Genomic DNA, 23,766 nt, shown 5'->3' with positions numbered 1-23,766 from the left:
CGCACGTTTCGCTGGATGGGAACGTTTCGCTGGATGGGAACGGGGCCCGCCGAGCCCCTCGCGATGTCGCACCCTCGTCTGAGAACCGACGAAAGGGTCGCCAGATGTCGAATTACGAGGACGAACGCGAGATCTACCGGAATATCGTGCTCATCGCCCGCGCGATGGACGATCGCGACTGGGCCGCAATCGATCCGCTGGTCGACGCGGATATGACCGCCGACCTCGGCACCGGCCCCGTGACCAGCCGTGCGGACATGGTGGCCATCATCCGGTCATACCTGGACGACTGCGGCCCGACCCAGCATCTGGTGGCCAACGTGCTCATCGACGTCGACGGCGACACCGCGACGAGCCGCGCCTACGTGTCGGACATGCACCTGGGCACCGGCGAACTGGAAGGACAGTTCTTCCGGACGCTCGGCGATTACCACGACGACTGGCGCCGCACGCCTGACGGATGGCGAATGACACGGCGCGTCAAGCACAATCGCGGCGCTCTCGGGAACTATGCCGTGATGGGCAGCGGCCCGCAGAACTGGACCGCGCCCACCGAGTGACCTGCCCGAACCGCGGCCGATGACCGGCCCGCGGCTCAATCCGTCGGCACCAGGCCGGCGAACCGCTCGTCGACCTGCTCCTTGGTGAGTCCGTACTCCTCGAGGGTGTACTTGTGCGTCGGCTTGCGATCGCCCGACTTGCTCTCCTCGTCCAGCGCCGCCATCGCCGACCGTGCCTCGTCGGTGTACTCGATTCCGGCTGCGGCATAGATTTTTTCGGCGGTGCCGAACGGGTCGTCCCGCAGCTCGCGGAAGTCGACGTCGACGAACTGGTCGGCGTTGTGCTTCGCCCGGGCTGCGTTGAAGCTCTCCAGCCCGCGCGCCCACAGCTCCAACTGCGTCTCACCGATCACGTCGCCCTGGAACTTCGTCGACCAGGTCTTGGTGGTGAGCTCGGCCAGGCTGCACATCGACGGAATGATGGTGGCCGGCGGCCGATGCGTCTGGATCACGATCGCGTCCGGGTACACCTCCATCAGCGAGTCCAGAGCGAACAGATGGCTCGGGTTCTTCAACACCCACCGGCGATCGTCGTTCAACCCGATCATCTGCAGATTGGCCTTGTGCCGCTGATAGGCACCAACCCAGGGCTGCCCCTGGAGCCACTGCGAATACGTCGGCAGGTACGCCAGCGATTCGTAGGAGATCGATTTCATGGTCTGGCGCAACAGCTGCCAGCATTCCTCGACCTCGGAGGCCGTCATATAGTGCACGCCGCCGTACTCCGGGTTCTCGACGTGGTGCCGGGCCAGGCCGGCCTCGATCTGCTGGAACACCGGATTGTCGGCCCATGTCTCGCGCGGCGGGCGCGGCTGCGGGAACTCGGTCAGCCACATCTCCAGCCCCTGGTGGCGCGGATCGGCGGCGAGCAACCGGTGCAGCGCAGTCGTTCCCGTGCGCGGCAGGCCGGTGACGAAGATCGGGCGCTCGATCTTCTGGTCGACATAGCCGGGGTTCGCGGCCCAGGACGCCTCGCTGAGCAACCGCGCGATCAACGCACCCCGCAGGAAGTAGCGATTCATCTTGCTGCCGTCTTCGGTCAGCTCTGCATCGCGCTGGTACGACTCCAGCAGCACCCCGAGTGCTTCGAGGTAGTCCTGCTGACCGAAATCGGTCAGACCCGTCGCCTTGGTGGCCGAGGCGTGCAGGTCCTCGATCGTGCCGACATCGGTGCGTCCCATGATGATTCAGTCCTCTCGGGCGGTCAGAGGTGGTATTCGCCGCAGTTGACGTCGAGTGTCTGACCGGTGATCGCGCTCGCCCAATCGGATGCCAGGAACACCACGGCGCGGGCGATCTCGTCCGGCTCGGGCAGCCGCTTGAGGTCCGACTTGGACGCCGTCTGCTCGTAGACCATCTCCGGGGTGATGTTGTACTTCTTGGCGATCTCATCGAAGTACCACTTGAGCTGATCGTCCCAGATGTAGCCGGGCGCCACGCTGTTGACGCGGATCCCCTTCTCGCCCAATTCGGTTGCCAGCGTGTGCGACATCGCCAGCAGCGCCGACTTGGTGATCTTGTAGCTGCCGTACCGCGGCTCGGAGTGCCGGATCACCATCGAGTTGATGTTGACCACCGCGCCCTTGGACTTCTCCAATTCCTCGGCGAAGGTCTGCGTCATCCGCAGCCCGCCCAGCACGGTCAGCTCGATGCCATCGCGGATCTGTTGGAAGTCGGTGCGCGCCAGCGGTTTCATCGACGGCAGCGCGAAGGCGTTGTTGATCAGCGCATCGACGCGGCCGTACTTGTCCACGGTCGTCGACAGCAGATTCTGCACCGCGGCGTCATCGGTGATGTCGGTGGCGACGGTCAGCGCCTCGCCGCCGGCCGCGTCGACCTCGGCCGCGACGTCGTCCAGCCGCGACTGTGTGCGCGCCGCGAGCACGACCTTGGCGCCGGCCGCGCCCGCCTGGATGCAGATCGACCTGCCGAGCCCCGGCCCGACACCCCCGACCACGACGACCTTGCCATCGAGCAAACCGCTCATCCCAACATCCTCTCGGAGAAGCCGCGCTGCCGGGCGGCGATTCGGTCGCGCCATCCGGCGTCATCGATCTGATTGTTCGCGAAGTACGGCAAGTGTTGCGGCACATCGGAAAGCTCCACGACCTGCGCGGTCGGCCCCTCGCTCGCGGTGATCGGCGCATCGGTGCGCTGCCAGCGGAACTGCAGGATGCCCTGCTGCCGGCCGGTGGTCTCGATCCAGTTCGCGACGCCGGGATTCTTGCGGCTCACCACCATCCGGATGTTGCCGTCCGGATCGACCTGTGCCTGCGACGAATTCAGGCTGGTCTGGTGGTTGACGTAGTCCAGCGAGATGTACCACATGCTGCCGAGCTGAAAGCCCTGATACGGCGCAGCGGATTTCGGCACGGTGATGATCATCGCCTCGTCATCGGTCAGGTCGTAGTGGCCAACCGACGAGAACTGCGTCGCAAGCCCGCCGGGCGTCAGCCGGGGCTCGGTGAAGGTGTTCACCGGCAGATCCAGGTAGAACCACTTCGGAAAGTTGAACCAGGTGTTGATCCGCGACAGCAACATCTTGCCGGCGACCTTGTAGCGCTTCGTCAGGGCCGCGACATCGGCCTCGACCGGCGCGGTGCCGACGGTGTCGACGCGCTCGATCCGGATGCTGCCCTTGCGTTCTGCGTTCCAGTCGCTGTACACCTCGCGCACCGACAGCGTCGTCGCGCCCGGCGCGATCGCGAAGTAGTTCGGACCGGCGTCGTCCTTCGGGGGTCCGAACCGCACCACGAAGCTGCCGTCGTCCTCGATCTGGAGCTGCCGATCGTCGAACGCCTGGTCGCCCGGCGGCACCTCGTCCGCGGTGTATTGACCGGCGATGATCTGGAACGCCAGATCGGTTGTGGTCCCGCGCGTTCCGGTGACGACGTACTCGGCGTCGTCCACGATGTTGGCGCTGTAGTAGAGCGTGTCCGGGTTGTCCAGGCCCATCTTGGTGTACGGCCCGGTGGACGACACGAAGAACGGGTGCCCCTTGTCGTACGCCCACGCGAGCTGCACGATCGCGCGGATGCTGCTGGCCAGATACTCGTAGCCCTCGGCCAAGTCCTGCTCGGTCCGGATGAATTCCGCAGAAGCGACCAGCTTTTCGGCCTCGGCGATCGCATCCGTGAACGGCTTGGTGATCTCGCTCGGCGGCACCACCGCCGGGTTTGCATCGGCCATTCGAATCTCCCTCTACGTTCGCGACCCGCCTCCCGGCCGGTCGGCTACAGCCAGGTGTCCTGCCCGGTCCAGGTCAAGAAGTTCTCCAGCTCGGCCTGAGCCGGAGTCACGTGCGGATGCTCGGTCGAGAGGTAGCCGCCACGGTAGAACAGCAGCGGACGGTCCTGAAGGATCTCTCCCAGTGTGTGGACACGACCGATCACGATGTAGTGATCGCCGCCGTCCACGACCTGCTCCACGGTGCAGTCGGCCCACGTCAGCACGTGGTCGATCACCGGGAGGCCCAACGGCGAGCGCTCCCAGCCGATCTTGGCGAACTTGTCGTCGCCACGGCTGCCGAAGGTCGCACTGACCTCCTGCTGCGCGGTCGACAGCACGTTCACACAGAACTTGCCCGCGCGTTCGACGATCGGCCAGCTGCGTGACGTCTTCATCGGCGCGAACAGCACCAGCGGCGGGTCCAGCGACAGCGCCGCGAACGACTGGCAGGCGAAGCCCGTCGGGGTGTCGTTCTCGTCGGTCGTGGTGATGACCGTGACGCCGGTGCAGAACTGGCCCATCGCCGTCCGGAACTGCCGGGAATCGAAATCGGAGCTACCGCGAACCTGTGTCATGGCGTCTCCCCTATCGGCTTACTTGAACCCGATGGTGAAGTCGTGGCCCCAGAGACTGACGGCCGTGGACTCGCGGGCGACCCACTTGTCGTCCTCGACCTGCCTTCCCTCGCAACCGAATTCGATGTCGAATCCGCCCGGCGTCTTCATGTAGAACGACAGCATCAGGTCGTTGACGTGTCGGCCGAGACTGGCCGACATCTTGACGTTCTTGCGCAGCGCGCGGTCGTGACAGAGGCCCACGTCGTCATAGTTCTCGACCTCGAGCATGAGGTGCACGATCCCGCTGGCGGCGGCCTGCGGGAACGGGAGAAACGCCAGGCTGTGGTGGCGCGGGTTGCAGCCGAGGAAGCGCAGCCAGACCGGGTCCGATCCCGCCGGCTTGCCTGCCATTTCCGCGGGGAGCCGCATGGAGTCGCGCAGCCGGAAGCCGAGCACATCGCGATAGAACTGCAGCGACACCGCGTCGTCCTCGGTGGTGAGCACGACGTGACCGAGGCCCTGCTCGCCGGTGACGAAGGTGTGGCCGTACGGGCTCACCACCCGGCGGTGCTGCAACGCCACCCCGTGGAACACCTCGAGATGGCTGCCGTTGGGGTCGTCGAACACGATCAGCCCGTCGACCTTGCGCTCGGCCTTCTCCTCGGCGGTGCCCTCGCGGAACTCGTGACCATGCGCGGTCAGCGCATCCCGAACCTGCTGCAGCCCTGCGGCATTCTGCGTCTCCCAGCCGGAGACGAGCAAGCGGTCCTTCTCGTCCGGAACGATGACGAGCCGGGCCGGGAAGTCGTCCATGCGCAGATACAGCGCGCCGTCGGTGTCGCCACTGCCCTCGACCATGCCGAGGACCTTGAGTCCGTACTCGCGCCACGCGGGGACGTCGGTGGCGCCGATCCGCATGTAGCCGAGCGACTTGATGGGGCTTTCGTCAGTCATTCCAGAGTTCCTTAGTGGTCGAGTTCCGCGAGGGTGATGTCTGATCCCCGAGGATCAGACCATGGTGTCGCCGATCGGAATTCCGAACTCTCCGTTGCCGAATGCGACGTACGCGCGCTCGGCATCGTTGGCCGCGTGCACCCGGCCGGCATGCGCGTCGCGCCAGAAGCGCTGCAGCGGAGTGCCGTTCGCGAGCGCAGTGGCACCCGAGTTCTCGAAGAGCTTGTCGATCGCGGCGATCGAGCGCTGCGTGGCGCGCACCTGATCGCGACGGGCCTTGAGCCGCAGCTCCATCGGCGGCACCTCGCCAGCCAGGATCAGGTCGTACTCGGCCTGCAGGTTGCCCGACAGCTGCGCCCAGGCGGCGTCGATCTCACTGGACGCCTCGGCGATCCGCACCTTGGCGAACGGATCGTCCTTGGCCTTCTCACCGGCGTAGGCGGCGCGCACGCGCTTGCCCTGGTGCTCGACGTGGGCGGCGTAGGCGCCGTAGGCCATTCCGACGATCGGCGTGCTGATGGTGCTCGGATGGATGGTGCCCCACGGCATCTTGTAGACGGGAGCGGTGTTCTGCTCCAGGCCCGGCGCCTCGTTCTTGCTCATCGCGCCGAAGCTCAGGAAGCGGTGCCGGGGCACGAAGACGTCCTTGACCTCGATGGTGTTGGAGCCGGTGCCGCGCAGGCCGACGACATTCCACACGTCGTTGATCTTGTAGTCGCTGATCGGGATCAGGAAGCTGCCGAAGTCGACCGGTTTGCCGTTCTTGATGACCGGGCCACCGACGACGACCCACGACGCGTGGCCGCTGCCCGACGACCAGGCCCATGCGCCGTTGACCTTGTAGCCGCCGTCGACGACCTCGCCCATGCCCATGGGCGCGTACGACGAGGAGATGCGGACATTGGGATCCTCGCCCCACACGTCCTGCTGCGCCTGCTGGTCGAACAGGGCCAGGTGCCAGTTGTGGACGCCGATGATGCCCGAGACCCAGCCGGTGGAGCCGCAGGCCGAACCGATCCGTCGAACCGCCTCGTAGAAGCTCACCGGATCCGCCTCGTAGCCGCCCCACTGCCCCGGCTGCAACAGCTTGAAGAAGCCGGCGTCCTGCAGTGCCGCGATGGTCTCGTCCGGGATCTGCCGCAGATCCTCGGCCTGCTGCGCACGCTGCTCGATATCCGGCAGCAACGCATTGATCCGCTCGAGAACCTCTGCGACCTCTGCGGTCCTGACCTCACTCATCGAATCCTCCTAGTTGGGGCAACGGAGCAATATTAGAACACGTTCTAGTTTCTGTCGAGATAGACGTTTGTCCAGGCCGTTTAGTCACTAATCAGCCACTAGTTGGCGGGGGCAGACGAACTTTTGTAACATGTTCTAGTACGCAGTTGCGTGTGAAGGAGAAATTTGATGTCTGATATGGCCGAAGTCCGCGAAATCGACACCGGAACACCCCCGGAGCGCTTCGCCCGCGGTTGGCACTGCCTGGGCCTGATCGGCGAGTTCGACGACGGCAAGCCGCATTCGGTCGAGGTGTTCGGCACCAAGCTCGTCGTCTGGGCGGGCGAGCCGACTGAAGACGGCACCCCGAAGATGAACATCCTCGACGCATACTGCCGACACATGGGCGGCGACCTGTCCGACGGCTTCGTCAAGGACGGCAACATCGCGTGCCCGTTCCACGACTGGCGCTGGAAGGGCAACGGCCGCTGCGCCGGCGTCCCCTATGCCAAGCACGCGCCGAAGCTGGCCAAGACCCGTTCGTGGCCGACCATGGTCCGCAACGGCCAACTCTTCGTCTACAACGACCCGGAAGGCAACCCGCCGCCGGAGAACTGCGTGATCCCGGCGGTCCCGGAGTACGAGTCGGACGAGTGGACCGATTGGACCTGGAACCGCATTGTGATCGAGGGCTCCAACTGCCGCGAGATCATCGACAACGTGGTCGACATGGCGCACTTCTTCTACGTGCACTACGCCCTGCCGGACTACTTCAAGAACGTCTTCGAGGGCGAGACCGCCGCGCAGTACATGAACTCGCACGGCCGGCCGGACGTCAAGATCGGCGGAAAGTACGGCGACACCAAGCTGGAATCGGTTGCGGCGTACTACGGTCCGTCCTACATGCTCAACCCGATGACCCAGACCTACTCGGGCTACCGCATCGACACGCTGCTCACCAACTGCCACTACCCGATCGACAGCAACTCCTTCGTGCTGATGTTCGGCGTGATGGCCAAGAAGCCCGAGGGCCTCAGCGAAGAGCATGTCTCCGCGATGGTCGAGAAGATCTCCAAGGGTGTCGAGATCGGCTTCCTGCAGGACGTCGCGATCTGGAAGCGCAAGAGCCGCATCGACAACCCGCTGCTGGTCGAGGAAGACGGCCCGGTGTACCAGCTGCGTCGTTGGTACGAGCAGTTCTACGTCGACGCCGCCGATGTCACCGATGAGATGACCGAGCGCTACGAATACGAGATCGACACCGCCAAGGCGCTGGAGAATTGGAACGTCGAGGTTCAGGAGAATCTGGCCAACGACATCGATCCGATCGCGGTCGCACGCGACAAGGCATCCGCGTCGAAATGACGAAGTCGGCGACGGGCTGGTCCAAGGCTCCGGATTTCGCAGGAGATCCGGAGCGGCGGGCGGCCGTCGCCCGCGCCACGTCCGATGACAAGCAGTTCTATCTGGCCGGCGGCCTGCGCGACATCGAATGCCGCACTTGCCATGCCTGCGTGCAGGTGAAGAAGTACAGCCCGTACCACACCAGCGTGCAGTGGAACGCCGACGCGCGAGCGCGGTGCAACGAGCTCGACGGGACGGACAACCCGGCTATGGTGCCCACCTGCTCGCGCCTGTCGGCGAGCATCGATCACGGTGTGGCCGAAGGGATTCTGCCGAAGGAGTACGACCACTCCGATCCGGCCAACCCCGCCCGCTAGAGATACAGACGACAGAAGGTCCGCACCGATTCGGTGCGGACCTTCTGCGTTGGGCCGGCACCGGGCACCTCCAGGCCCAGATTTCCACGCGAGGCCCATGTCGAGACCGTGGCCCCGTCAAGAGATCTGGGCGCAGAAGCACGAAGGCCCGCCCCCGATGCGGGAGCGGGCCTTCGGCTACTGATTGCCAGTGCTGTTGCGGCTTGTCAGTGCTGCTGCGGCGGCTGGCCGTAACCGCCCTGCGGCGGCTGCTGACCATAACCACCGGGCTGCTGACCGTAGCCCGGCTGCTGCGGCGGCTGCTGGCCATAGCCCTGCGGAGGCTGGCCGTAGCCGCCCTGCGGCTGCTGGGGGTAGCCCTGCTGCGGCGCCTGGCCGTAGCCCGGCTGCTGACCGTAGCCCTGCGGGGGCTGATGCGGCTGCTGGCCGTACGACGGCTGCTGCGGCTGGTAGCCCTGCGGTTGCTGCGGAGCACCGAACTGCGGCTGCTGCGGGGCGCCGTAGCCACCCTGGCCACCGATGCCCGCCGCGCCGCCACCACGGATCTGGTTGACGAACAGGTACACCAGGTAACCGGCGATGCCCACGGCGGCAAGGGACCCGACGAACACGAGCCACAGACCCCAACCGACGCTGGCGTCACCGCCGCCGCCACCCGAGCTCACCGCTCCACCTGGATCGGATACGGCGACGATGGCAACGATGAACAGGATCAGCGACAGCAGTGCGCCCGCGGCCGTGCCGAGGCCCGGGAAGCGGTTGATGATCAGGGTCACCGCGGCGCCCGCCAGCAGCAGGCTGAAGATGATCACCGTCGTGGCCATTGCCGCGCTGGTGCCCTCATCCTTGTTGCTGTTGCACTGGGAACGGTATTCCGACGGCAGGTCAGCGCAGGGGTCCTTGCCGCTCACCGACACCGACCCGATGCCCGAGATCGACACCTTGGTGCCCGAGACGTCGGCGGTGGCCCAGCTGAAGAACGAGAACAGCACCATCACCAGCGCCGCGGTCGCCAAGGCGATACCGAGCGGCTTGAGGATCGGGTTGTTGTTCGTCGGCTCCTTCAGAGCGGCGATGTACGGGTTCGGCGGTCCGGCCGGCGCGGGCTGGTACTGGCCCGGCTGTCCATAGGGCTGTCCGGGCTGCTGCCCGTACGGCTGACCTGGTTGCTGATGCGGCTGGCCGGGGCCCTGCGGGGGGCCGGGCGGCGGTCCATAAGTCATGCGATCTCCCTTTCGAGTCAACTGATGGTAATCAAACCCCGACAGACCTCGCCGAGGATGGTCAGTCGATCGGCTGATTGCCAAAGCCGGGCCACCGAAACCGCGGCGAACGCTACCCAGCTGCGGACCGTCGCGGGCGATATTGCCGAAGCAACCCGGGCAGCACCGCGGCAGCGCCCTGAACGAGCAGCAGCACGGCGACAACGAGGGCGAGATAGATGCCGTACTGCGCGGTGGCCGCCGAACCCGCCTGACCGTCCGCCGCCGACCGCCAGCTGTCGTCGAACAGCAGCCGCTCCGGGTCGGCCGCGGCGATGGCGGCATGCACCGTGCCGGCCACACCCGCCAGCAGCAGTATCCAGCCGCGCAGCCGCGGCGCCCGGTCGACGACCGCCAACGCCCCGGCGCCGATCGCGACCAGCCCGACGATCGCGGTGACGATTCCGGGCATCGCGGTGAACGATTCGATACTCTTCGCGTCGGCGCCCGGTACCGATACCGATCCCATCCCGCTGATGTTCATGTCCAGCGAGCCGATCCGCCCCCACCGCAGGAATGCGGCGACGAACTCGATGAGCCCGAGCACCGCTGCCAGTGCACCGAGCAACGTCGGAAGAATCGGCCGCTTACTCACACCGCGCACTATATAGCCGGAGCGACACGCCGATAATTTCGCCTCATTTGCCCCATTAGTCACACCTGCACCAACTTCAACTGAAACTTCAGACACGCGCCGCTGCATGCCTCACTCTGACCACATGCGCATCTCATCGTCACATCGCGTTCGCCGACATGCGGTCGGCGCTCTCTGCGCGGCCGGCCTCATCGCCGGCACGTCACTCGGCGCCGCTCCGGCGTTCGCCGATGGCTCCGACGGCACCGGCTCGCTCGGCTCGTCCGCCGGATCGTCCACCGGGTCGGGTTTCATCCCCATGCCCATACCGACATCGGCCGGACTGGGCGCCCTGACGGCCGCCAGCACCCAGATCGGCAAGCCCTACCTGTGGGGCGGCACCGGCCCCAACGCGTGGGATTGCTCAGGGCTGCTGCAGTGGGCCTACTCGACGGTCGGCATCCACCTGCCGCGCACCAGCCAGCAGATGGCCCGTGTCGGCACCGAGGTTCCGCTGTGGGCGCTCGCCCCCGGCGACCTGATCATCTTCTACGGCAACGCGAGCCACGTCGGTATCTACGCCGGCTTCAACCAGGTGCTCAACGCCTACGGCCCCAACGGCTTCCCCATCGGTTTCAACGCGCTCAACACGATGCCGCCGATCAACACGATCCGCCGACTCGGCTGATCAACCCGGCCGGCCCCGGCCCCCAGATACGCATCCGCCCGCCCAAGGAGATCCCTTGGGCGGGCGGATGTTCCAACGATCTGGCCAGCTGGCGATCAGATGAACGATCCGGCAAGGCGGAGGTCGTCTCGCAATACCGCCCTTGTATGCGGGATGACCGAGAACGCAGCCGGGCGTTCATCTGGCGCCAGCTACACCCCGGCGTTCGCGTCTTGCTTCTTCTTGAGCTCGAGCGCGATGTCGATCAGCTGGTCTTCCTGGCCGCCGACCAGCTTGCGGGCGCCCGCCTCGACCAGGATGTCCGCCGCCGACACGTGGTACTTCTCCGCGTGCGACTCGGCATGCTTGAGGAACGAGCTGTAGCAGCCCGCGTAGCCCATCATCATCGCCGAGCGGTCCACCAGGCACTCGGTCGGCATGACCGGCCGCACGACGTCCTGCGCGGCGTCCGCGATCTTCTTGAAGTCGATGCCGGTCGTGATGCCGAGCTTGTCGCAGACACCGACGAACGCCTCGACCGGCGTGTTGCCGGCGCCGGCGCCGAAGCGCCGCACCGAACCGTCGATCTGCTGCGCGCCGGCCCGCACGGCCGCAATGGAATTGGCCACCGCGATGTCCAGGTTCTCGTGACCGTGGAAGCCGATCTGCGCGTCGTCACCGAGCTCGGCACGAACGGCCGCGACGCGGTCGGACACCTGCTCGAGCACGAGGGCGCCGGCCGAGTCGACCACGTAGACGCACTGGCATCCGGCGTCGGCCATGATCCGCGCCTGCTTGGCGAGCACCTCCGGCGGCTGACTGTGCGACATCATCAGGAAGCCAACGGTTTCCAGGCCTAGCTCGCGCGCCAGGCCGAAGTGCTGGATCGAGACGTCGGCCTCGGTGCAGTGCGTGGCGATGCGGCAGATCTGCGCACCGTTGTCCTGCGCAGCCCGAATGTCGTCCTTGATGCCCAGGCCCGGCAGCATCAGGAAGGCGATCTTGGCGTTCTTGGCGGTCTCGACCGCGGCCTTGATCAGCTGCTGCTCGGGGGTCTTGGAGAAGCCGTAATTGAACGACGAGCCGCCCAGACCGTCGCCATGGGTCACCTCGATCACCGGGACGCCGGCGTCATCGAGGGCGGCGACGATGTTGCGCACGTCCTCCTCGGTGAACTGGTGCCGCTTGTGATGCGAGCCGTCCCGCAGCGACGAGTCGGTGACCCGAATGTCCAACGTGTCGCTGAACTTACGTGCGTTTGCCATCAGATCAGTCATGTCAGAGCCCCAGCTTCTTCTTGGCGATTTCTTCGCCGACCTTGGTGGCGGCGGCGGTCATGATGTCGAGGTTTCCGGCGTACGGCGGCAGGAAGTCACCGGCACCCTCGACCTCGACGAAGATCGAGACGCGAGCCATGCCGCCGTTGATCACGCTCGGCGGATCGAACTGCGGATCCTGCAGCAGCCGGTAACCCGGCACGTACTCCTGGATCTCCTTCTCGCGTTTGTGCACCGACTCGGCGATCGCGTCGGTGTCGGCATCCTCCGGGATCGCACAGAAGATGGTGTCGCGCATGATCATCGGCGGCTCGGCCGGGTTCAGGATGATGATCGCCTTGCCCTTTTCTGCGCCGCCGATCGTCTCGACACCCTTAGAGGTGGTCTTGGTGAACTCGTCGATGTTGGCGCGGGTGCCCGGGCCGGCCGACTCGGACGACACCGAGGCGACGATCTCCGCGTACTTCACCGGGACGACGCTGGACACCGCGTGCACCATCGGGATGGTGGCCTGGCCACCGCAGGTGATCATGTTGGTGTTCGGGGCATCCAGGTGCGCGCGCAGGTTGGCGGGCGGCACGACGGCCGGGCCGACCGCGGCGGGGGTGAGGTCGATGGCGGTGATGCCGGCGGCCTCGTACTTCGGCGCGTACTCTCGGTGCACGTAGGCCGAGGTGGCCTCGAAGATCAAGTCCGGCTTCTCATTCGACGCGAGCAGCTCATCGGCGCCGCCGGACATCGTCAGCAGTCCATGATCGGCGGCGCGCTTCATGCCCTCCGAGTCGGGATCGATGCCGACCATCCATCGCGGCACGATCACATCCGATCGCTCCAACTTGTACATCAGGTCGGTACCGATGTTGCCCGATCCGATGATCGCCGCTGTCAACTTGGCCATAGCTTGCTCCTCGTACGCTCTCTACTGGAAATACTGAGTCATTTGAAATGCAGGGTGACGGAACCCAATCCGTCGAACTCGGCGTGGAAGTTGTCGCCGGGACTGATGTCGATCGCCCGGGTGGCGGTGCCCGGCAGGATCACATCGCCGGCCCGCAGCCGAACACCGAACGACTCGACCTTGTTGGCCAGCCAGGACACCGCGGTGAGCGGATTGCCCAGGACCGCAGACGAATTGCCCTCGGCGATGACCTCGCCGTTGCGCCGCAGCCGCGCGTCGATGTTGCCGACGTCCAGGTCCGATATCCGCACGCGCTGCTCGCCCAGGATCCAACCGCAGGACGACGCGTTGTCCGCGATCGTGTCCGGCAGGGTGATCTTCCAGTCCTTGATGCGGCTGTCGATGAGCTCGATGGACGGCACCACCCACTCGATGCCGTCGATGACGTCTTCCATGGTGCAGTTGCCGGCGGGCATGTCCTTGCCGAGGATGAAGCCGACCTCGACCTCCACCCGCGGGTAGCAGAGCGTGCTGGTGTCGATCGGCGTGTGCTCGTGGTACTGCATCGTGTCGAGCAGGTGACCGTAGTCGGGTTCACCGACGCCCATCATCTTCTGCATCGCCTCGGAGGCCAGGCCCACCTTATGGCCGACCACCTTCGCGCCCTCGCCCAGACGCTTGCGGATGTTGATGAGCTGGATCTCGAACGCGTCGTTCGGATCGAGCTCGGGATGCGCGTTGGTCGGCGGATCGATCGGCGCGGCGTCGCGCTCCGCGTTCCACAATGCCTGCGCAATATCCGCCTGGATCTGCGTGCTGACCGCCACCGATACTCCTTCAATCCTCTGTTGACCTGCGCCGTGCGCTCTTCCAGGGTGACAGCTGCACGCGCGGGCGCTGGGCCGACTCCCAGCCACTGGGAGTCGGATTCGCCAGCGGTTGTCCCGGCAAATGAACAGGTTGCCGTTTTGCCCGCGCGACTGCCAGCTCAGACACCACCTAAGCTGGTATAGCCTTCACTCGAGTCATTTTATAACGTGTTCTAGATTTGCGACACACTCACAGGCAGTTGGGACTGGCGAGAGCGAGCGCCAGCGAGCGAATAATCAAACACAGCGCGCATGTGCCTCGTGCGCGCACGGAGCGAAGCGAGTACGCGCATGAGCACAGCAGCAGAGACATTCGACGTCGTCGTCATCGGAGCCGGCGGTGCCGGCATGGCCGCCGCACTGACCGCGGCCAAGCAGGGATTGAGCACCGTCCTGATCGAGAAGTCGCCGTACTGGGGCGGATCGACCTCCCGCTCGGGCGGCGGCGTGTGGATCCCGAACAACTCGGTCCTGCAGCGCGACGGCGTCACCGACACCCCCGAGGCGGCCCGCGAGTACGCGCACGCCATCATCGGCGACGTGGTCTCGGCCGACCGGATCGACACCTACATCGAGCGCGGGCCGGAGGCGCTGGACTTCCTGATCGCCAACTCGCCGCTGAAGCTGGAGTGGGTCAAGGACTACTCCGACTACTACCCGGAGGCACCGGGCGGACGTTCCCACGGCCGGTCCTGCGAGCCCAAGCCGTTCAACGGCAAGAAGCTGGGCGAGGATCTCAAGACGATCCACCCGCCGTACGCCAAGGCGCCGCTGAACGTCGCGGTCATGCAGTCCGACTTCCGTTGGCTGTCCACCGGATTCCGCCACTGGCGCGGCCCGGTGAAGATGGCCAAGGTCGGCGCCCGCACCGTCTGGGCCAACATCACCCGCAAGAACCTGCTGGTGATGGGCCGCGCCCTGACGGCCGAGTTGCTGATCGGCCTGCGCCAGGCGGGCGTCCCGCTGTGGCTGAACACCCCGCTGGCCGACCTGGTCACCGAGGACGGCCGAGTCACCGGTGTCGTCGTCGAGCGCGACGGCGTGCCAATCACCGTCACCGCGCGCCACGGCGTGGTGCTGGGCTGCGGCGGTTTCGAGAACAACGCCGAGATGCGGCAGAAGTACCAGCGCGCGCCGATCGGTTCGGACTGGACCACCGGCGCCGCGTCGAACACCGGCGACGGCATCAACGCGGCACTCAAGCACGGCGCCGCGGTGAGCTTCATGGATGACGCGTGGTGGGGCCCGACGATCCCGCTGCCGAAGGGTCCGTGGTTCGCGCTCGCCGAGCGTTCACTGCCGGGCAGCTTCATGATCAACGACCGCGGCCAGCGGTTCATGAACGAGTCGCTCCCCTACGTCGAGGCCGTGCACCAGATGTACGGCGGCGAGTACGGCCAGGGCGAGGGGCCGGGCGAGAACATCCCGGCATGGCTGATCTTCGACCAGACCTACCGCAACCGGTACCTGTTCACCAGCATCAACGCCCGTCAGCCGCTTCCCAAGAAGTGGCTCGAGTCGGGCGTGATCACCAAGGCGTCGACCATCGCGGAGCTCGCCGAGAAGATCGGCGTCCCGGCCGAGGGCCTGACCGCCACCGTCGAGCGCTTCAACGGCTTCGCCAAGGACGGCAAGGACGCCGACTTCGGCCGCGGCGACAGCGCGTACGACCACTACTACGGCGACATCACCAACAAGCCGAACCCGAGCCTCGGCGCGGTGGCTAAGGGCCCGTTCTACGCGGTCAAGATGGTGCCGGGCGACCTCGGCACCAAGGGCGGCATCAACACCGACACCGCCGGTCGCGCACTGCGCGAGGATGGCTCGGTGATCGAGGGGCTCTACGCGGCCGGCAACACCAGTGCTCCGGTCATGGGCCACACCTATGCCGGCCCGGGCGCTACCATCGGTCCGGCGCTGGTCTTCGGCTACCTCGCCGCGCTCGACATCGCCGACAAGGCGCGCACCGCTGCGGCTGCTGCCCCCCAGTCGTAGCACTGCTGCCGCAATCGGCCCTGGCCGAGAGTTATTGCGTCACTTGACTACTCATACTGGTAAGACCGAATAAGAACAGGGAGGCACACCATGCCCATCGATCCTTCCGTCGCCGTCGGCGCCGACCTCGGCAGCACGACGTTCAGTTGGACCGCGTCCGACGTGCAGCTCTATCACCTCGGGGTGAGCGTGGGCATCTCGCCGCTGGACGCAGCGGATCTGCAGTATCAGAACGACGTGTCGCCGAAGGTTCTGCCGACCTTCGCGACGGTGGCCGCGACGTTCCACATGGTGGAGCCGCCAAAGGTGTCGTTCCCGGGTGTCGAGATCGATCTGGCCAAGATCGTGCACGGTGGTCAGCAGATCACCCTGCATCGGCCGCTGCCGGCCGCCGCGACGGCGACCACCAGCACCAAGATCGTCGAGGTGCAGGACAAGGGCTCGGCCGCGGTGATCGTCCAGGAATCCACCACGGTGGACGAGTCGGGCCAGCCGCTGTGGTCGGCCCGGTCGTCGATCTTCGCCAAGGGCGAGGGCGGCTTCGGCGGCGAGCGCGGCGCGTCCGACAAGGTCGAGTACCCCGACCGCGACCCGGACCACGTCATCGAGACGAAGACGCTGCCGCAGCAGGCCCTGCTGTACCGGCTCTGCGGCGACCGCAATCCGCTGCACAGCGACCCGGAGTTCGCCAAGGGCGCCGGATTCCCTGCTCCGATCCTGCACGGCCTGTGCACCTACGGCACCGTCTGCGGCGCCGTGGTGAACACCGTGCTCGGCGGCGACGTGACCGCGGTGGCCGACTACGGCGTCAAGTTCGCGGGCGTCGTGTTCCCCGGCGAGACCCTGCGCACCCGCGTCTGGGACGAGGGCGACCGCCTGCTGATCACCGCCTCGGTGGCCGATCGGGACGACGCTCCCGCCCTCGGCAACGTGGTGCTCACCAAGCGCTGATCGTCCGGGACCGGCCCGATTGCGATTCCACCGCGAGTCGCTTCGATCAGGCCGGTCCGAACGGGCGCTGAACCTCAGGCTCAGATCTACCCCCGGTCCGGGCTCGGATCAGGACGTGCGTCGCACTCGACGCGCCGACTGTCCAAGTCCAGACTCGGTGTATTAAGTTGTCCCCGTGACTAATTCGCTGAACACTCTCCTCGAGCCCACCCGTCGTCCCGCCGTCGTGACCGCCCTCGCCGGCGTCATCGATTCCGAGGTGGACGGCAAGACCGGAATCAGTGGCACCGCCATCAAGGCCGCCTACAAGTCCGTCCAGAAGGTGCGTCCCGGCGCCGTCGACACCGCCACCGATCAGCTCCTGCCGGAGTTTCTCGATGCGCTGCAGCCGTTCTGGGACAGCAAGGACGCCGGCGCCGATTTCGGTGAGTACCTGACCGCCCGCGGCGACCAGGTCTCCGACGCTCTGCTGGCCGTCACCGATCGCCGCACCGAAGATGCCAATGCGGCTCTGGCCAAGGCCTATTCGTCGCTGCGCGGCAAGGCGCAGGACCACGTGCGGGAGTCGCTGCCGGCTCTGGGATCGACGATCCAGCAGCAGATGAGCAACTGATCTAAGACACTGGCCGACGGCGGCCTGGGTGATGACCTGCTCAGGCCGCCGAAGCCAGGATCACCAGCAGCCCGGCGACCACCGCCGCCAACGGCAGCAGCATTGCCACAACCCGCCAGAGGCGCAGGCGCGCAGGCGAGTTCTGAACGTGGGTGGAAGCCATTGGTCACCTCGGGTACTTCGAGCGACAGCAGAGAGTCAGCGATTCGGTCAAAACAATTGTGACCCAAGTGAACGAAGTGACGAGTCATTGCCGCCCGGCGAGTCGCAATAACAATCGCACAACGTAGGTTGAGACCGTGACCAAACCGGAATCCAACCGATCCGATCAGACCGACGCCACCGTGTCGAATCTGCGGATCGCCTGGGTCATCTTCGTGGCCTGCGCCGCCGTCAGCCTGGTGGTCGCCGCGGTCGCGGCATTGAACACCGCGCTGCCGGATATCGCTCCCGACATCGGCGCCACCAACAGTCAGCTCACCTGGATCGTCGACGGCTACACGCTGGCATTGGCGGCGCTGCTCTTTCCGGCGGGTGCGATCGGCGACAAGTTCGGCCGCCGCGGCATTCTGATGGCCGGACTGGCGCTGTTCGCGGCCGGCTCGGCCATGCCGATCTGGATCGACGAGCCGACCTGGTTCGTCGTCAGCCGGGTGATTACCGGCGTCGGCGCGGCATTCGTGATGCCGGCGACGCTGTCGCTGATCACCTCGCAGGTGCCAGAGTCCAAACGTGCTCTCGGCGTGAGCGTCTGGGCCGCGGTGGCCGGCGTCGGCGCGATCGCCGGCTTCTTCGTCACCGGCCTGCTGCTGGAGTTCTTCTCCTGGCGATCGATCTTCGTCACCTTCGTCATCTCGGCGATCGGGTGCCTCGCACTGGTCACCACCATCGGGTCCACCAAGGACTCCACCTCCCCCAAGTTCGACATCACCGGCTCGATCGTGTCGGTCGTCGCCATCGCGGTATTCGTCTTCGCCTTGGTCGAGGCGCCGCATTCGGGCTGGACCGATCCTGTTGTGCTGCTGTGCCTCATCGGCGGCTTGCTGTTGATGGGCCTGTTCGTCTGGCTGCAGCTGCGCACCGACCATCCGCTGCTGGACGTGCGGGTCTTCCGCAATCGCGCCCTGTCGGCCGGCACGCTGGCGATCCTGCTGCAGAACACGGCGGTGTTCGGCATGTTCTTCCTGATCCTTCAGCAGTTCCAGTTGATCTACGGCTACTCGCCGCTGGGCGCCGCGGTCGGCCTCGTCCCGATGGTGATCGTCGTGATGGTGTTCTCGCTGCTCGGCAACTGGCTGGCGGTGAAGTTCAACCTGAAGGCGATCCTGACGGTCGGCATGTTGGTGATGGGCGTCGGCATGGTGCTGCTGGGCATCTACTCCGACGCCCAGTACTGGACCTACACCACGGTTCTCGCCGTGATGGCGCTGGGATTCGGTGTGGCGCAATCGCCGTCGACGTCGGCGATCATGGTCAACACGCCGCTGGACAACCAGGGCATAGGTTCCGCGCTCAACGACACCGCCCGCGAACTCGGTGCCTCGATCGGCATCGCCGTGGCCGGCAGCCTGCTCGCTGCCGGCTATTCGCACAAGATCGATGCGACGGCGCAGGCGACCCGAGCGCAGCTGAACCATCAGGCCGATCAGCTGGCCGCCGCCGGAAAGCCCGAGCAGGCCGCACAGTTGCATGCCTCGGCCGACCAGGCCGCCGACCATCTGTCCCGGTCGTTGGCGGAGGCGCTCCAGGTCGCCAAACAGCTTCCCGCACAGGATCAGTCACTGACTCAGCGGATCACCGAGCAGGCGCATCACGCCTTCACCGCGCCGGCCGGGCAGTCGAGCATCGTTCTCGGCGTGCTCGTGCTCATCGGCGGCGCGATCATGGCGTGGCTGGCGCCGATCCGAATGCAGGAGGACGCCGCCGACGCGGCCGAGCCTTTGAGGGTGTCATCGGGCAGCGACTGATCATCACTCACGAGCGGTCAGGTACTGGTCCAATGCCGCACGGACAGAGGAACTTGCGGCCGCCTGGTCTAGTTCGAGCAACGCGGCTTCGACCACCATGCCGATCCACAGTCGCGCCGACTCGGTCGGGTGTGACCAGCCCATGGCACGAAAGTCCGCAGCCGCAACGTCGGCAAGTGCCTCATTGCGGGCATTGATCCGATCCGTGATCGCACGCTCAGCCCGCGCTTCAAGCAGGAGCCCGCGCACGCCTCGATTACGCCGGCAACCGTCCAAATACGTCTGTTGAGCTACCCGCAGTCGATCCCGGCCCGGAGGCAGATCGGCGATGGCGGCGGCCATTTCGGCGTCCAAACGGTCGTGGAAGCCAGCATGCAGCGCCAGGAGGTACTGGACTCTGTTCGGGAAGTGATGAAAGAACGTCCCCTTGGATACACCGGCCTCGGCCACGACACGGTTGGCACTGAGCTCGGCGATGCTGAATCGGTCAGCCAATCGCAGCCCGGCATCGACCAGCGCGGCCCGGGTCTGCGCGGCCGCCTCGACTCGAATCGACACTCCGGATCCTCCTCAGTCACTTCTTGCGGCGCGGACCGTCACAGCTTAACATTCATTAACCGACCAGTCGGTCAATGAATGGAGTATGGGATGAGCGAATCAGCCATGATCAGCAGCCGCGCCGGCCTGGTGCATGTGGTCGAGCGCGGTGCGGGTCCTCCGGTTGTGCTCTTGCACGCCACTTTGCATGACCACCACGACTTCGATCCGATCGCAACTCAGTTGGCCGCACACTTCCGTGTGATCGCGGTCGATTGGCCGGGCCATGGCCTGTCCGATCCGGCGCAACCGTCGGTGACGCTGCTCGCGGATGTACTCGAAGACGTCGTAGACGCATTGGGGTTGTCGAGCGCCGCCTATATCGGCAACTCCGTTGGCGCGTTCGCCGCCGGCCGTCTGGCCGCGCGGCGGCCCGACGCCGTCACGCATCTGGTACTGGTCAACCCCGGAGGATTCGTGACGGTGCCCTGGTTCGTGCGGGTTGCCTCTCGCACGGTCGGAATCCCGGCTGTCGCCCGGCAGTTGATGCCACGAATGGTGCCGGCGTACATGCGTTCACGCACCGACTCCGACAGGCAGATCGAGGCGCGGGCGGTTGCCCGCGCCAAGACGCCTGAAGGTGCCCGGGTCGCCGCGAGCATCTGGCGAGGATTCGCCGCGGCGGACTACGACCTCAGCCATAGCCAGATCACCGCTCCCGCGCTGGTGGTGTGGGGTCGGCAAGACCCGATCGTTCGTCGCGAATTCTTACCGCAAGAGTTGGGCCCGGTCACCGAACTGGACACCGGGCATGTGGCATTCTCCTCCGACCCGGATGGCTTCCTGGCCGTGGCATTACCGTTTCTCGGCGCATGACAACATGTTTCATCGAACCAACGGGCGGACGAAATCCGTTTCTGGACAACGGAACCGATCCATGGCGATTTGAACACGAAATGCAGATCGACGTTGCCGACAGGGTCGAGCCCGCGCAGGTGCCGGCGACCGAAGACTAGAGTCTGCCGCATGGGCGACACGGACGAGACCGTTGACATCCGGATCGCACCGGCCGATCCCGGTTCCGCCGCCGCCCGGCATTCGGCAGAGGCGTACTACACCGAACTCGCCGAGCTGTTCCCGGACGGCTTCGACCCGGATGTCGGTGGGGCCATTGGGGATCCGTCCATCACCCCACCGCGAGGTCTGCTGCTGATCGCCACCTCTGCGGCCGGCGAGACCGTCGGCTGCGGCGCCCTGACCTTCCACGACGCCGGCGTGGCGGAGATCAAGCGGGTGTGGACCGCCCCGTCGACCCGCGGTCACGGACTGGGCCGCCGACTGGTCCTCGAGCTCGAGACCCGGGCGCGCGACGCCGGTACACACACCCTGCAGCTGGACACCAACCGCGCCCTGACCGGGGCGATCGCGATGTATCGCCGACTCGGCTTCACCGAGGTGCCTCGCTTCAACGACAACCCTTACGCCGACTACTGGTTCGCCAAGACATTGCGGCCGTGATCACTCGGCCGCGAACGTCTCCGTGGCACCGGCCGGCGGGCCGAAGCGGTGATAGAAGAGTCCGACCACGCGTTCCGACCCATCCTTCCTCCCGACGCCACCGAATCCCTTGAGACAGGTTCACGGATTCGCAGGCGTGGCCAGCGGACCCGTTCACGAAAATGGTTCAAGGATGGTGATTTCCGATGAAGAAGTTCGCACATGGCGTCGTTATCGTCGCAGGGTTTGCGAGCACCGCAGCTGCCGCGACATTGTTCGCGACGGGCACTGCCACGGCCGCACCCGGGTATTGCCCTGCCTACCCAGGTCAGGCAACGTACCAGTCGGGGTGTTCGGCGACGGCCGACCCGACCGGCACCGCTGCAGGGATCGCGGACACAGGAGGCCACGCGGCTGCCACCGCTGGACCGAACGGCCTGTCGTTGGGCATCGGCCTTGCCGGCGGCACCGCCACCTCACAAGCCCGTGACTACTCGGGGCCCGCTGCCATCGCACTGGGTCCGGGCGCCAACGCCACCGCGATGGGTGTACGCCCTGGACTCTCGATCGCGATCGCGGGATCGAACGCGACGGTCACGGTCGACGGTAAGCACCCTGCCACCTGTACCGACGGCGCCGGTTTCGCGGGCGACTTCCAGACTTTCAGCGGCTGCCTCAACACCGGAGCGGGCGAGATCCCGCTCGGTCAGCGCTAACCAGGACGCGATCAGACCCCGACCACCGACTCGTCACGATGTGGTGTCGATGATCAACCGGCGGCCACGGTCTCCTTGGCCCACTTGTAGTCGGCCTTGCCGGCCGGGGTGCGCTTGATCTCGTCGACGAACACCACCGTCTTCGGCACCTTGTAGCCCGCCAACGTCTTCCGGCAATGATCCCGGATCTCGTCGACCGACGGGGCCTCGGCGCCGGCGCGCAGCGACACGACGGCCGCGACCCGCTGGCCGAGGCGCTCATCCGGAGCCGGCGCGACCAGCGCGTCACCCACGGCCGGATGGCCGTGCAGTGCCGCCTCGACCTCTTCGGCGAACACCTTCTCGCCGCCGGTGTTGATACAGCCGGAACCGCGGCCCAGGAAGACGATGGTGCCATCGGCCTCGACCTTGCCCATGTCGCCCAGGACCGAGACCCGGGTGCCGTCGGCGAGCGTCGGGAAGGTCTTGGCGGTCTTCTCCGGGTCGTTGTAGTAGCCCATCGGGACGTGACCGATCCGGGCGATCAGGCCCACTTCGTCACTGCCCGGCGTGATCTCGTTCAGCGACTCGTCGAGCACCTTCATCTTGTCCGTCGGCGGCATCCGCAGATTGCCGGCATCGTCGATCTCGAACGCGCCGTCGTTGCCCGACTCCGACGCACCGAAGTTGTCGCGCAGCAACAGATCCGGTTTCACGGCGAGCATCCGATTGCGCACCGGCACCGACCAGAGGCCGCCGCCGGAGGTGATCGAGAACAGCGACGACATGTCGACCTCGTCCTTCAGCTTCTCCATCGCCTCGGCCAGCGGCAGTCCCATGCCGTCGCCGACGATCAGGATCACCTGCGTCTTGTCGGTCTCGACCGAGCGGATCATCTTCTCGGCGTCGAACTGACGCATCAGCACCACGCGCGAGCCCAGGGTGAAGAAGGTGAACAGTGAGTACGACGCGGCGCCGTGCATCAGCGGTGCGGCGATCAAGAACGCCAGGCCGGGGAATTCCTTTGCGCCGGTGGCGACTTCCTCCAGCGTCGTGCGCGCGTCGGTGCCGTACGGGTTGCCACCCGAGAGCGGCTTGTGGAAGAAGTCGTCGTGCCGCCACATGACGCCCTTCGGGTAGCCCGTGGTGCCGCCGGTGTAGAGCACATACAGCTCGTCGCCGGTCCGGGGCTCGAAGTCGCGGTCGGTCGACCTGGTCTCGAAGTCGGAGAAGGCCACCAGCGCCTTGCCGTTCGCCGCGGCCGCATCCCGCAGCACCGACTCGATCGGCCCGATCACGTAGACCGTGGCGACCTTCGGCAGCGAGGGCAGCAGGCCCGCCAGGACCTCCTGGTGCTCGGCCTCCTCGACGACGATCGCGGTCGAATCGGAGTTGGTGAAGATGTACTCCAACTCCGGCTCGGTGTAGCGGTAGTTGACGTTGATCGGGCTGGCCCGCACCTTGATCAGGCCGAGGATCGAGGTGACGTGCTCGACACTGTTCTTCAGGTACAGCGCCACGTGGTCGCCCGCGCCGACGCCATTGTCGGCGAGCAGGTGCGCGACCTGGTTGCTGAGCGCCTCGAGCTCGAGGTAGGTGAAGTTCTGGCCTTCGTACGTCAGCGCGACGCGCTCACCGACCGCGTCGGTGACCGTCTCGAAGATGTCCGCGAGATTGAACTGGTGCATAACTACCTCTCCTGCAATGAAATTGGGCTGCTCGTGCG

25 protein-coding genes are annotated in these 23,766 nt (G+C 66.1%); 11 read left to right on the top strand and 14 right to left on the bottom strand.

All coding sequences use genetic code 11. From position 1 onward, the window contains the following. The first annotated feature begins 104 nt into the window (after positions 1-104). Positions 105-560 (top strand): nuclear transport factor 2 family protein, encoded by a 456-nt coding sequence (locus G341_RS0106540; RefSeq protein ID WP_018178313.1) that lies wholly within the window; start codon positions 105-107, stop codon positions 558-560. A gap of 35 nt (positions 561-595) precedes the next feature. On the opposite strand, the gene G341_RS0106535 is transcribed toward G341_RS0106540, so the two are convergent. Genes G341_RS0106535 through hsaA form a run of 6 tightly spaced genes read right to left on the bottom strand, consistent with a single transcriptional unit; the run spans position 596 to position 6,538 of the window. Continuing rightward, complete coding sequence (locus G341_RS0106535) at positions 596-1,744, bottom strand: sulfotransferase family protein (protein WP_155826815.1); 1,149 nt, start codon at positions 1,742-1,744, stop codon at positions 596-598. A 20-nt stretch (positions 1,745-1,764) separates the two neighbouring features. Further along, on the bottom strand, positions 1,765-2,547 hold the full coding sequence (locus tag G341_RS0106530) for an SDR family oxidoreductase (RefSeq protein ID WP_018178311.1): 783 nt from the start codon (positions 2,545-2,547) through the stop codon (positions 1,765-1,767). Continuing rightward, the gene (locus G341_RS0106525) at positions 2,544-3,749 is read right to left on the bottom strand and encodes a hypothetical protein (protein ID WP_018178310.1); all 1,206 of its coding nucleotides are present in this window, start codon (positions 3,747-3,749) and stop codon (positions 2,544-2,546) included. The genes G341_RS0106530 and G341_RS0106525 overlap by 4 nt, the downstream gene beginning before the upstream one ends. A 44-nt stretch (positions 3,750-3,793) precedes the next feature. Next, complete coding sequence (gene hsaB, locus G341_RS0106520) at positions 3,794-4,363, bottom strand: 3-hydroxy-9,10-secoandrosta-1,3,5(10)-triene-9,17-dione monooxygenase reductase subunit (protein WP_018178309.1); 570 nt, start codon at positions 4,361-4,363, stop codon at positions 3,794-3,796. Between the two features lie 18 nt (positions 4,364-4,381). Next, a complete protein-coding gene (gene hsaC, locus G341_RS0106515) occupies positions 4,382-5,299 on the bottom strand; it encodes an iron-dependent extradiol dioxygenase HsaC (RefSeq protein ID WP_018178308.1) in 918 nt (305 codons plus the stop codon). A gap of 54 nt (positions 5,300-5,353) precedes the next feature. Then, positions 5,354-6,538 (bottom strand): 3-hydroxy-9,10-secoandrosta-1,3,5(10)-triene-9,17-dione monooxygenase oxygenase subunit, encoded by a 1,185-nt coding sequence (hsaA, locus tag G341_RS0106510; RefSeq protein WP_018178307.1) that lies wholly within the window; start codon positions 6,536-6,538, stop codon positions 5,354-5,356. A 177-nt stretch (positions 6,539-6,715) separates the two neighbouring features. On the opposite strand from hsaA, the gene G341_RS0106505 reads away from it, so the two are divergent. Continuing rightward, complete coding sequence (locus tag G341_RS0106505) at positions 6,716-7,882, top strand: 3-ketosteroid-9-alpha-monooxygenase, oxygenase component (protein WP_018178306.1); 1,167 nt, start codon at positions 6,716-6,718, stop codon at positions 7,880-7,882. Beyond that, entirely contained in the window at positions 7,879-8,238 is a 360-nt protein-coding gene (locus tag G341_RS21255) for a hypothetical protein (protein ID WP_018178305.1), read from the top strand. The genes G341_RS0106505 and G341_RS21255 overlap by 4 nt, the downstream gene beginning before the upstream one ends. A 206-nt stretch (positions 8,239-8,444) precedes the next feature. Here G341_RS21255 and G341_RS23745 read toward each other — a convergent pair whose 3' ends face one another. Further along, positions 8,445-9,461: a hypothetical protein gene (locus G341_RS23745; RefSeq protein WP_018178304.1), complete on the bottom strand. Its 1,017-nt coding sequence runs from the start codon at positions 9,459-9,461 to the stop codon at positions 8,445-8,447. A gap of 112 nt (positions 9,462-9,573) precedes the next feature. Then, entirely contained in the window at positions 9,574-10,095 is a 522-nt protein-coding gene (locus tag G341_RS0106490; protein WP_018178303.1) for a hypothetical protein, read from the bottom strand. Positions 10,096-10,219: 124 nt separating this feature from the next. Here G341_RS0106490 and G341_RS0106485 point away from each other — a divergent pair, with 124 nt between their 5' ends. Next, on the top strand, positions 10,220-10,762 hold the full coding sequence (locus tag G341_RS0106485) for a C40 family peptidase (protein WP_018178302.1): 543 nt from the start codon (positions 10,220-10,222) through the stop codon (positions 10,760-10,762). Positions 10,763-10,953: 191 nt separating this feature from the next. On the opposite strand, the gene dmpG is transcribed toward G341_RS0106485, so the two are convergent. Genes dmpG through G341_RS0106470 form a run of 3 tightly spaced genes read right to left on the bottom strand, consistent with a single transcriptional unit; the run spans position 10,954 to position 13,743 of the window. Then, complete coding sequence (gene dmpG / locus G341_RS0106480; RefSeq protein WP_018178301.1) at positions 10,954-12,018, bottom strand: 4-hydroxy-2-oxovalerate aldolase; 1,065 nt, start codon at positions 12,016-12,018, stop codon at positions 10,954-10,956. 1 nt (position 12,019) lies between these two features. Beyond that, the gene (locus G341_RS0106475; protein ID WP_018178300.1) at positions 12,020-12,916 is read right to left on the bottom strand and encodes an acetaldehyde dehydrogenase (acetylating); all 897 of its coding nucleotides are present in this window, start codon (positions 12,914-12,916) and stop codon (positions 12,020-12,022) included. Between the two features lie 38 nt (positions 12,917-12,954). After that, on the bottom strand, positions 12,955-13,743 hold the full coding sequence (locus tag G341_RS0106470; RefSeq protein WP_018178299.1) for a 2-keto-4-pentenoate hydratase: 789 nt from the start codon (positions 13,741-13,743) through the stop codon (positions 12,955-12,957). Between the two features lie 333 nt (positions 13,744-14,076). Here G341_RS0106470 and kstD point away from each other — a divergent pair, with 333 nt between their 5' ends. The 3 genes from kstD (at position 14,077) to G341_RS0106455 (ending at position 17,344) form a co-directional block, all read left to right on the top strand. Further along, positions 14,077-15,780: a 3-oxosteroid 1-dehydrogenase gene (gene kstD / locus G341_RS0106465; protein WP_018178298.1), complete on the top strand. Its 1,704-nt coding sequence runs from the start codon at positions 14,077-14,079 to the stop codon at positions 15,778-15,780. A gap of 90 nt (positions 15,781-15,870) precedes the next feature. Further along, positions 15,871-16,731 (top strand): MaoC/PaaZ C-terminal domain-containing protein, encoded by an 861-nt coding sequence (locus G341_RS0106460; protein ID WP_018178297.1) that lies wholly within the window; start codon positions 15,871-15,873, stop codon positions 16,729-16,731. Positions 16,732-16,906: 175 nt separating this feature from the next. Continuing rightward, positions 16,907-17,344, top strand: a complete 438-nt coding sequence (locus tag G341_RS0106455) for a DUF6918 family protein (protein ID WP_026303326.1) — start codon at positions 16,907-16,909, stop codon at positions 17,342-17,344. A gap of 40 nt (positions 17,345-17,384) precedes the next feature. On the opposite strand, the gene G341_RS24275 is transcribed toward G341_RS0106455, so the two are convergent. Next, positions 17,385-17,507: a hypothetical protein gene (locus G341_RS24275; protein ID WP_018178295.1), complete on the bottom strand. Its 123-nt coding sequence runs from the start codon at positions 17,505-17,507 to the stop codon at positions 17,385-17,387. Between the two features lie 136 nt (positions 17,508-17,643). On the opposite strand from G341_RS24275, the gene G341_RS0106445 reads away from it, so the two are divergent. Then, positions 17,644-19,311 carry an MFS transporter gene (locus G341_RS0106445; protein ID WP_018178294.1) on the top strand — a complete coding sequence of 556 codons (1,668 nt, stop codon included), beginning with the start codon at positions 17,644-17,646 and terminating at the stop codon, positions 19,309-19,311. Between the two features lie 3 nt (positions 19,312-19,314). Here G341_RS0106445 and G341_RS0106440 read toward each other — a convergent pair whose 3' ends face one another. Continuing rightward, on the bottom strand, positions 19,315-19,869 hold the full coding sequence (locus tag G341_RS0106440; RefSeq protein ID WP_018178293.1) for a TetR/AcrR family transcriptional regulator: 555 nt from the start codon (positions 19,867-19,869) through the stop codon (positions 19,315-19,317). Positions 19,870-19,959: 90 nt separating this feature from the next. On the opposite strand from G341_RS0106440, the gene G341_RS0106435 reads away from it, so the two are divergent. The 3 genes from G341_RS0106435 (at position 19,960) to G341_RS23445 (ending at position 22,061) form a co-directional block, all read left to right on the top strand. Then, positions 19,960-20,724: an alpha/beta fold hydrolase gene (locus tag G341_RS0106435; RefSeq protein WP_018178292.1), complete on the top strand. Its 765-nt coding sequence runs from the start codon at positions 19,960-19,962 to the stop codon at positions 20,722-20,724. 150 nt (positions 20,725-20,874) lie between these two features. Next, entirely contained in the window at positions 20,875-21,366 is a 492-nt protein-coding gene (locus G341_RS21245) for a GNAT family N-acetyltransferase (RefSeq protein WP_018178290.1), read from the top strand. A 185-nt stretch (positions 21,367-21,551) separates the two neighbouring features. Next, the gene (locus tag G341_RS23445) at positions 21,552-22,061 is read left to right on the top strand and encodes a DUF6764 family protein (RefSeq protein ID WP_081622450.1); all 510 of its coding nucleotides are present in this window, start codon (positions 21,552-21,554) and stop codon (positions 22,059-22,061) included. Between the two features lie 53 nt (positions 22,062-22,114). Here G341_RS23445 and G341_RS0106415 read toward each other — a convergent pair whose 3' ends face one another. Beyond that, a complete protein-coding gene (locus G341_RS0106415) occupies positions 22,115-23,728 on the bottom strand; it encodes an AMP-binding protein (protein ID WP_018178288.1) in 1,614 nt (537 codons plus the stop codon). Positions 23,729-23,766: the final 38 nt, after the last annotated feature.

Origin of the sequence: Jongsikchunia kroppenstedtii DSM 45133 (assembly GCF_000380485.1) — a bacterium.
Classification (GTDB): Bacteria; Actinomycetota; Actinomycetes; order Mycobacteriales; family Mycobacteriaceae; genus Jongsikchunia; species Jongsikchunia kroppenstedtii.
This window is presented reverse-complemented; position numbering and strand designations above follow the sequence as displayed.

Coding starts and splice junctions, on each gene's coding strand:
- G341_RS0106540 (WP_018178313.1), top strand. CDS start 105: ATGTCGAATTACGAGGACGAACGCGAGATCTACCGGAATATCGTGCTC.
- G341_RS0106530 (WP_018178311.1), bottom strand. CDS start 2,547: ATGAGCGGTTTGCTCGATGGCAAGGTCGTCGTGGTCGGGGGTGTCGGG.
- G341_RS0106525 (WP_018178310.1), bottom strand. CDS start 3,749: ATGGCCGATGCAAACCCGGCGGTGGTGCCGCCGAGCGAGATCACCAAG.
- hsaB (WP_018178309.1), bottom strand. CDS start 4,363: ATGACACAGGTTCGCGGTAGCTCCGATTTCGATTCCCGGCAGTTCCGG.
- hsaC (WP_018178308.1), bottom strand. CDS start 5,299: ATGACTGACGAAAGCCCCATCAAGTCGCTCGGCTACATGCGGATCGGC.
- hsaA (WP_018178307.1), bottom strand. CDS start 6,538: ATGAGTGAGGTCAGGACCGCAGAGGTCGCAGAGGTTCTCGAGCGGATC.
- G341_RS0106505 (WP_018178306.1), top strand. CDS start 6,716: ATGGCCGAAGTCCGCGAAATCGACACCGGAACACCCCCGGAGCGCTTC.
- G341_RS21255 (WP_018178305.1), top strand. CDS start 7,879: ATGACGAAGTCGGCGACGGGCTGGTCCAAGGCTCCGGATTTCGCAGGA.
- G341_RS23745 (WP_018178304.1), bottom strand. CDS start 9,461: ATGACTTATGGACCGCCGCCCGGCCCCCCGCAGGGCCCCGGCCAGCCG.
- G341_RS0106485 (WP_018178302.1), top strand. CDS start 10,220: ATGCGCATCTCATCGTCACATCGCGTTCGCCGACATGCGGTCGGCGCT.
- dmpG (WP_018178301.1), bottom strand. CDS start 12,018: ATGACTGATCTGATGGCAAACGCACGTAAGTTCAGCGACACGTTGGAC.
- G341_RS0106475 (WP_018178300.1), bottom strand. CDS start 12,916: ATGGCCAAGTTGACAGCGGCGATCATCGGATCGGGCAACATCGGTACC.
- kstD (WP_018178298.1), top strand. CDS start 14,077: ATGAGCACAGCAGCAGAGACATTCGACGTCGTCGTCATCGGAGCCGGC.
- G341_RS0106460 (WP_018178297.1), top strand. CDS start 15,871: ATGCCCATCGATCCTTCCGTCGCCGTCGGCGCCGACCTCGGCAGCACG.
- G341_RS24275 (WP_018178295.1), bottom strand. CDS start 17,507: ATGGCTTCCACCCACGTTCAGAACTCGCCTGCGCGCCTGCGCCTCTGG.
- G341_RS0106435 (WP_018178292.1), top strand. CDS start 19,960: ATGAGCGAATCAGCCATGATCAGCAGCCGCGCCGGCCTGGTGCATGTG.
- G341_RS21245 (WP_018178290.1), top strand. CDS start 20,875: ATGGGCGACACGGACGAGACCGTTGACATCCGGATCGCACCGGCCGAT.
- G341_RS23445 (WP_081622450.1), top strand. CDS start 21,552: ATGAAGAAGTTCGCACATGGCGTCGTTATCGTCGCAGGGTTTGCGAGC.
- G341_RS0106415 (WP_018178288.1), bottom strand. CDS start 23,728: ATGCACCAGTTCAATCTCGCGGACATCTTCGAGACGGTCACCGACGCG.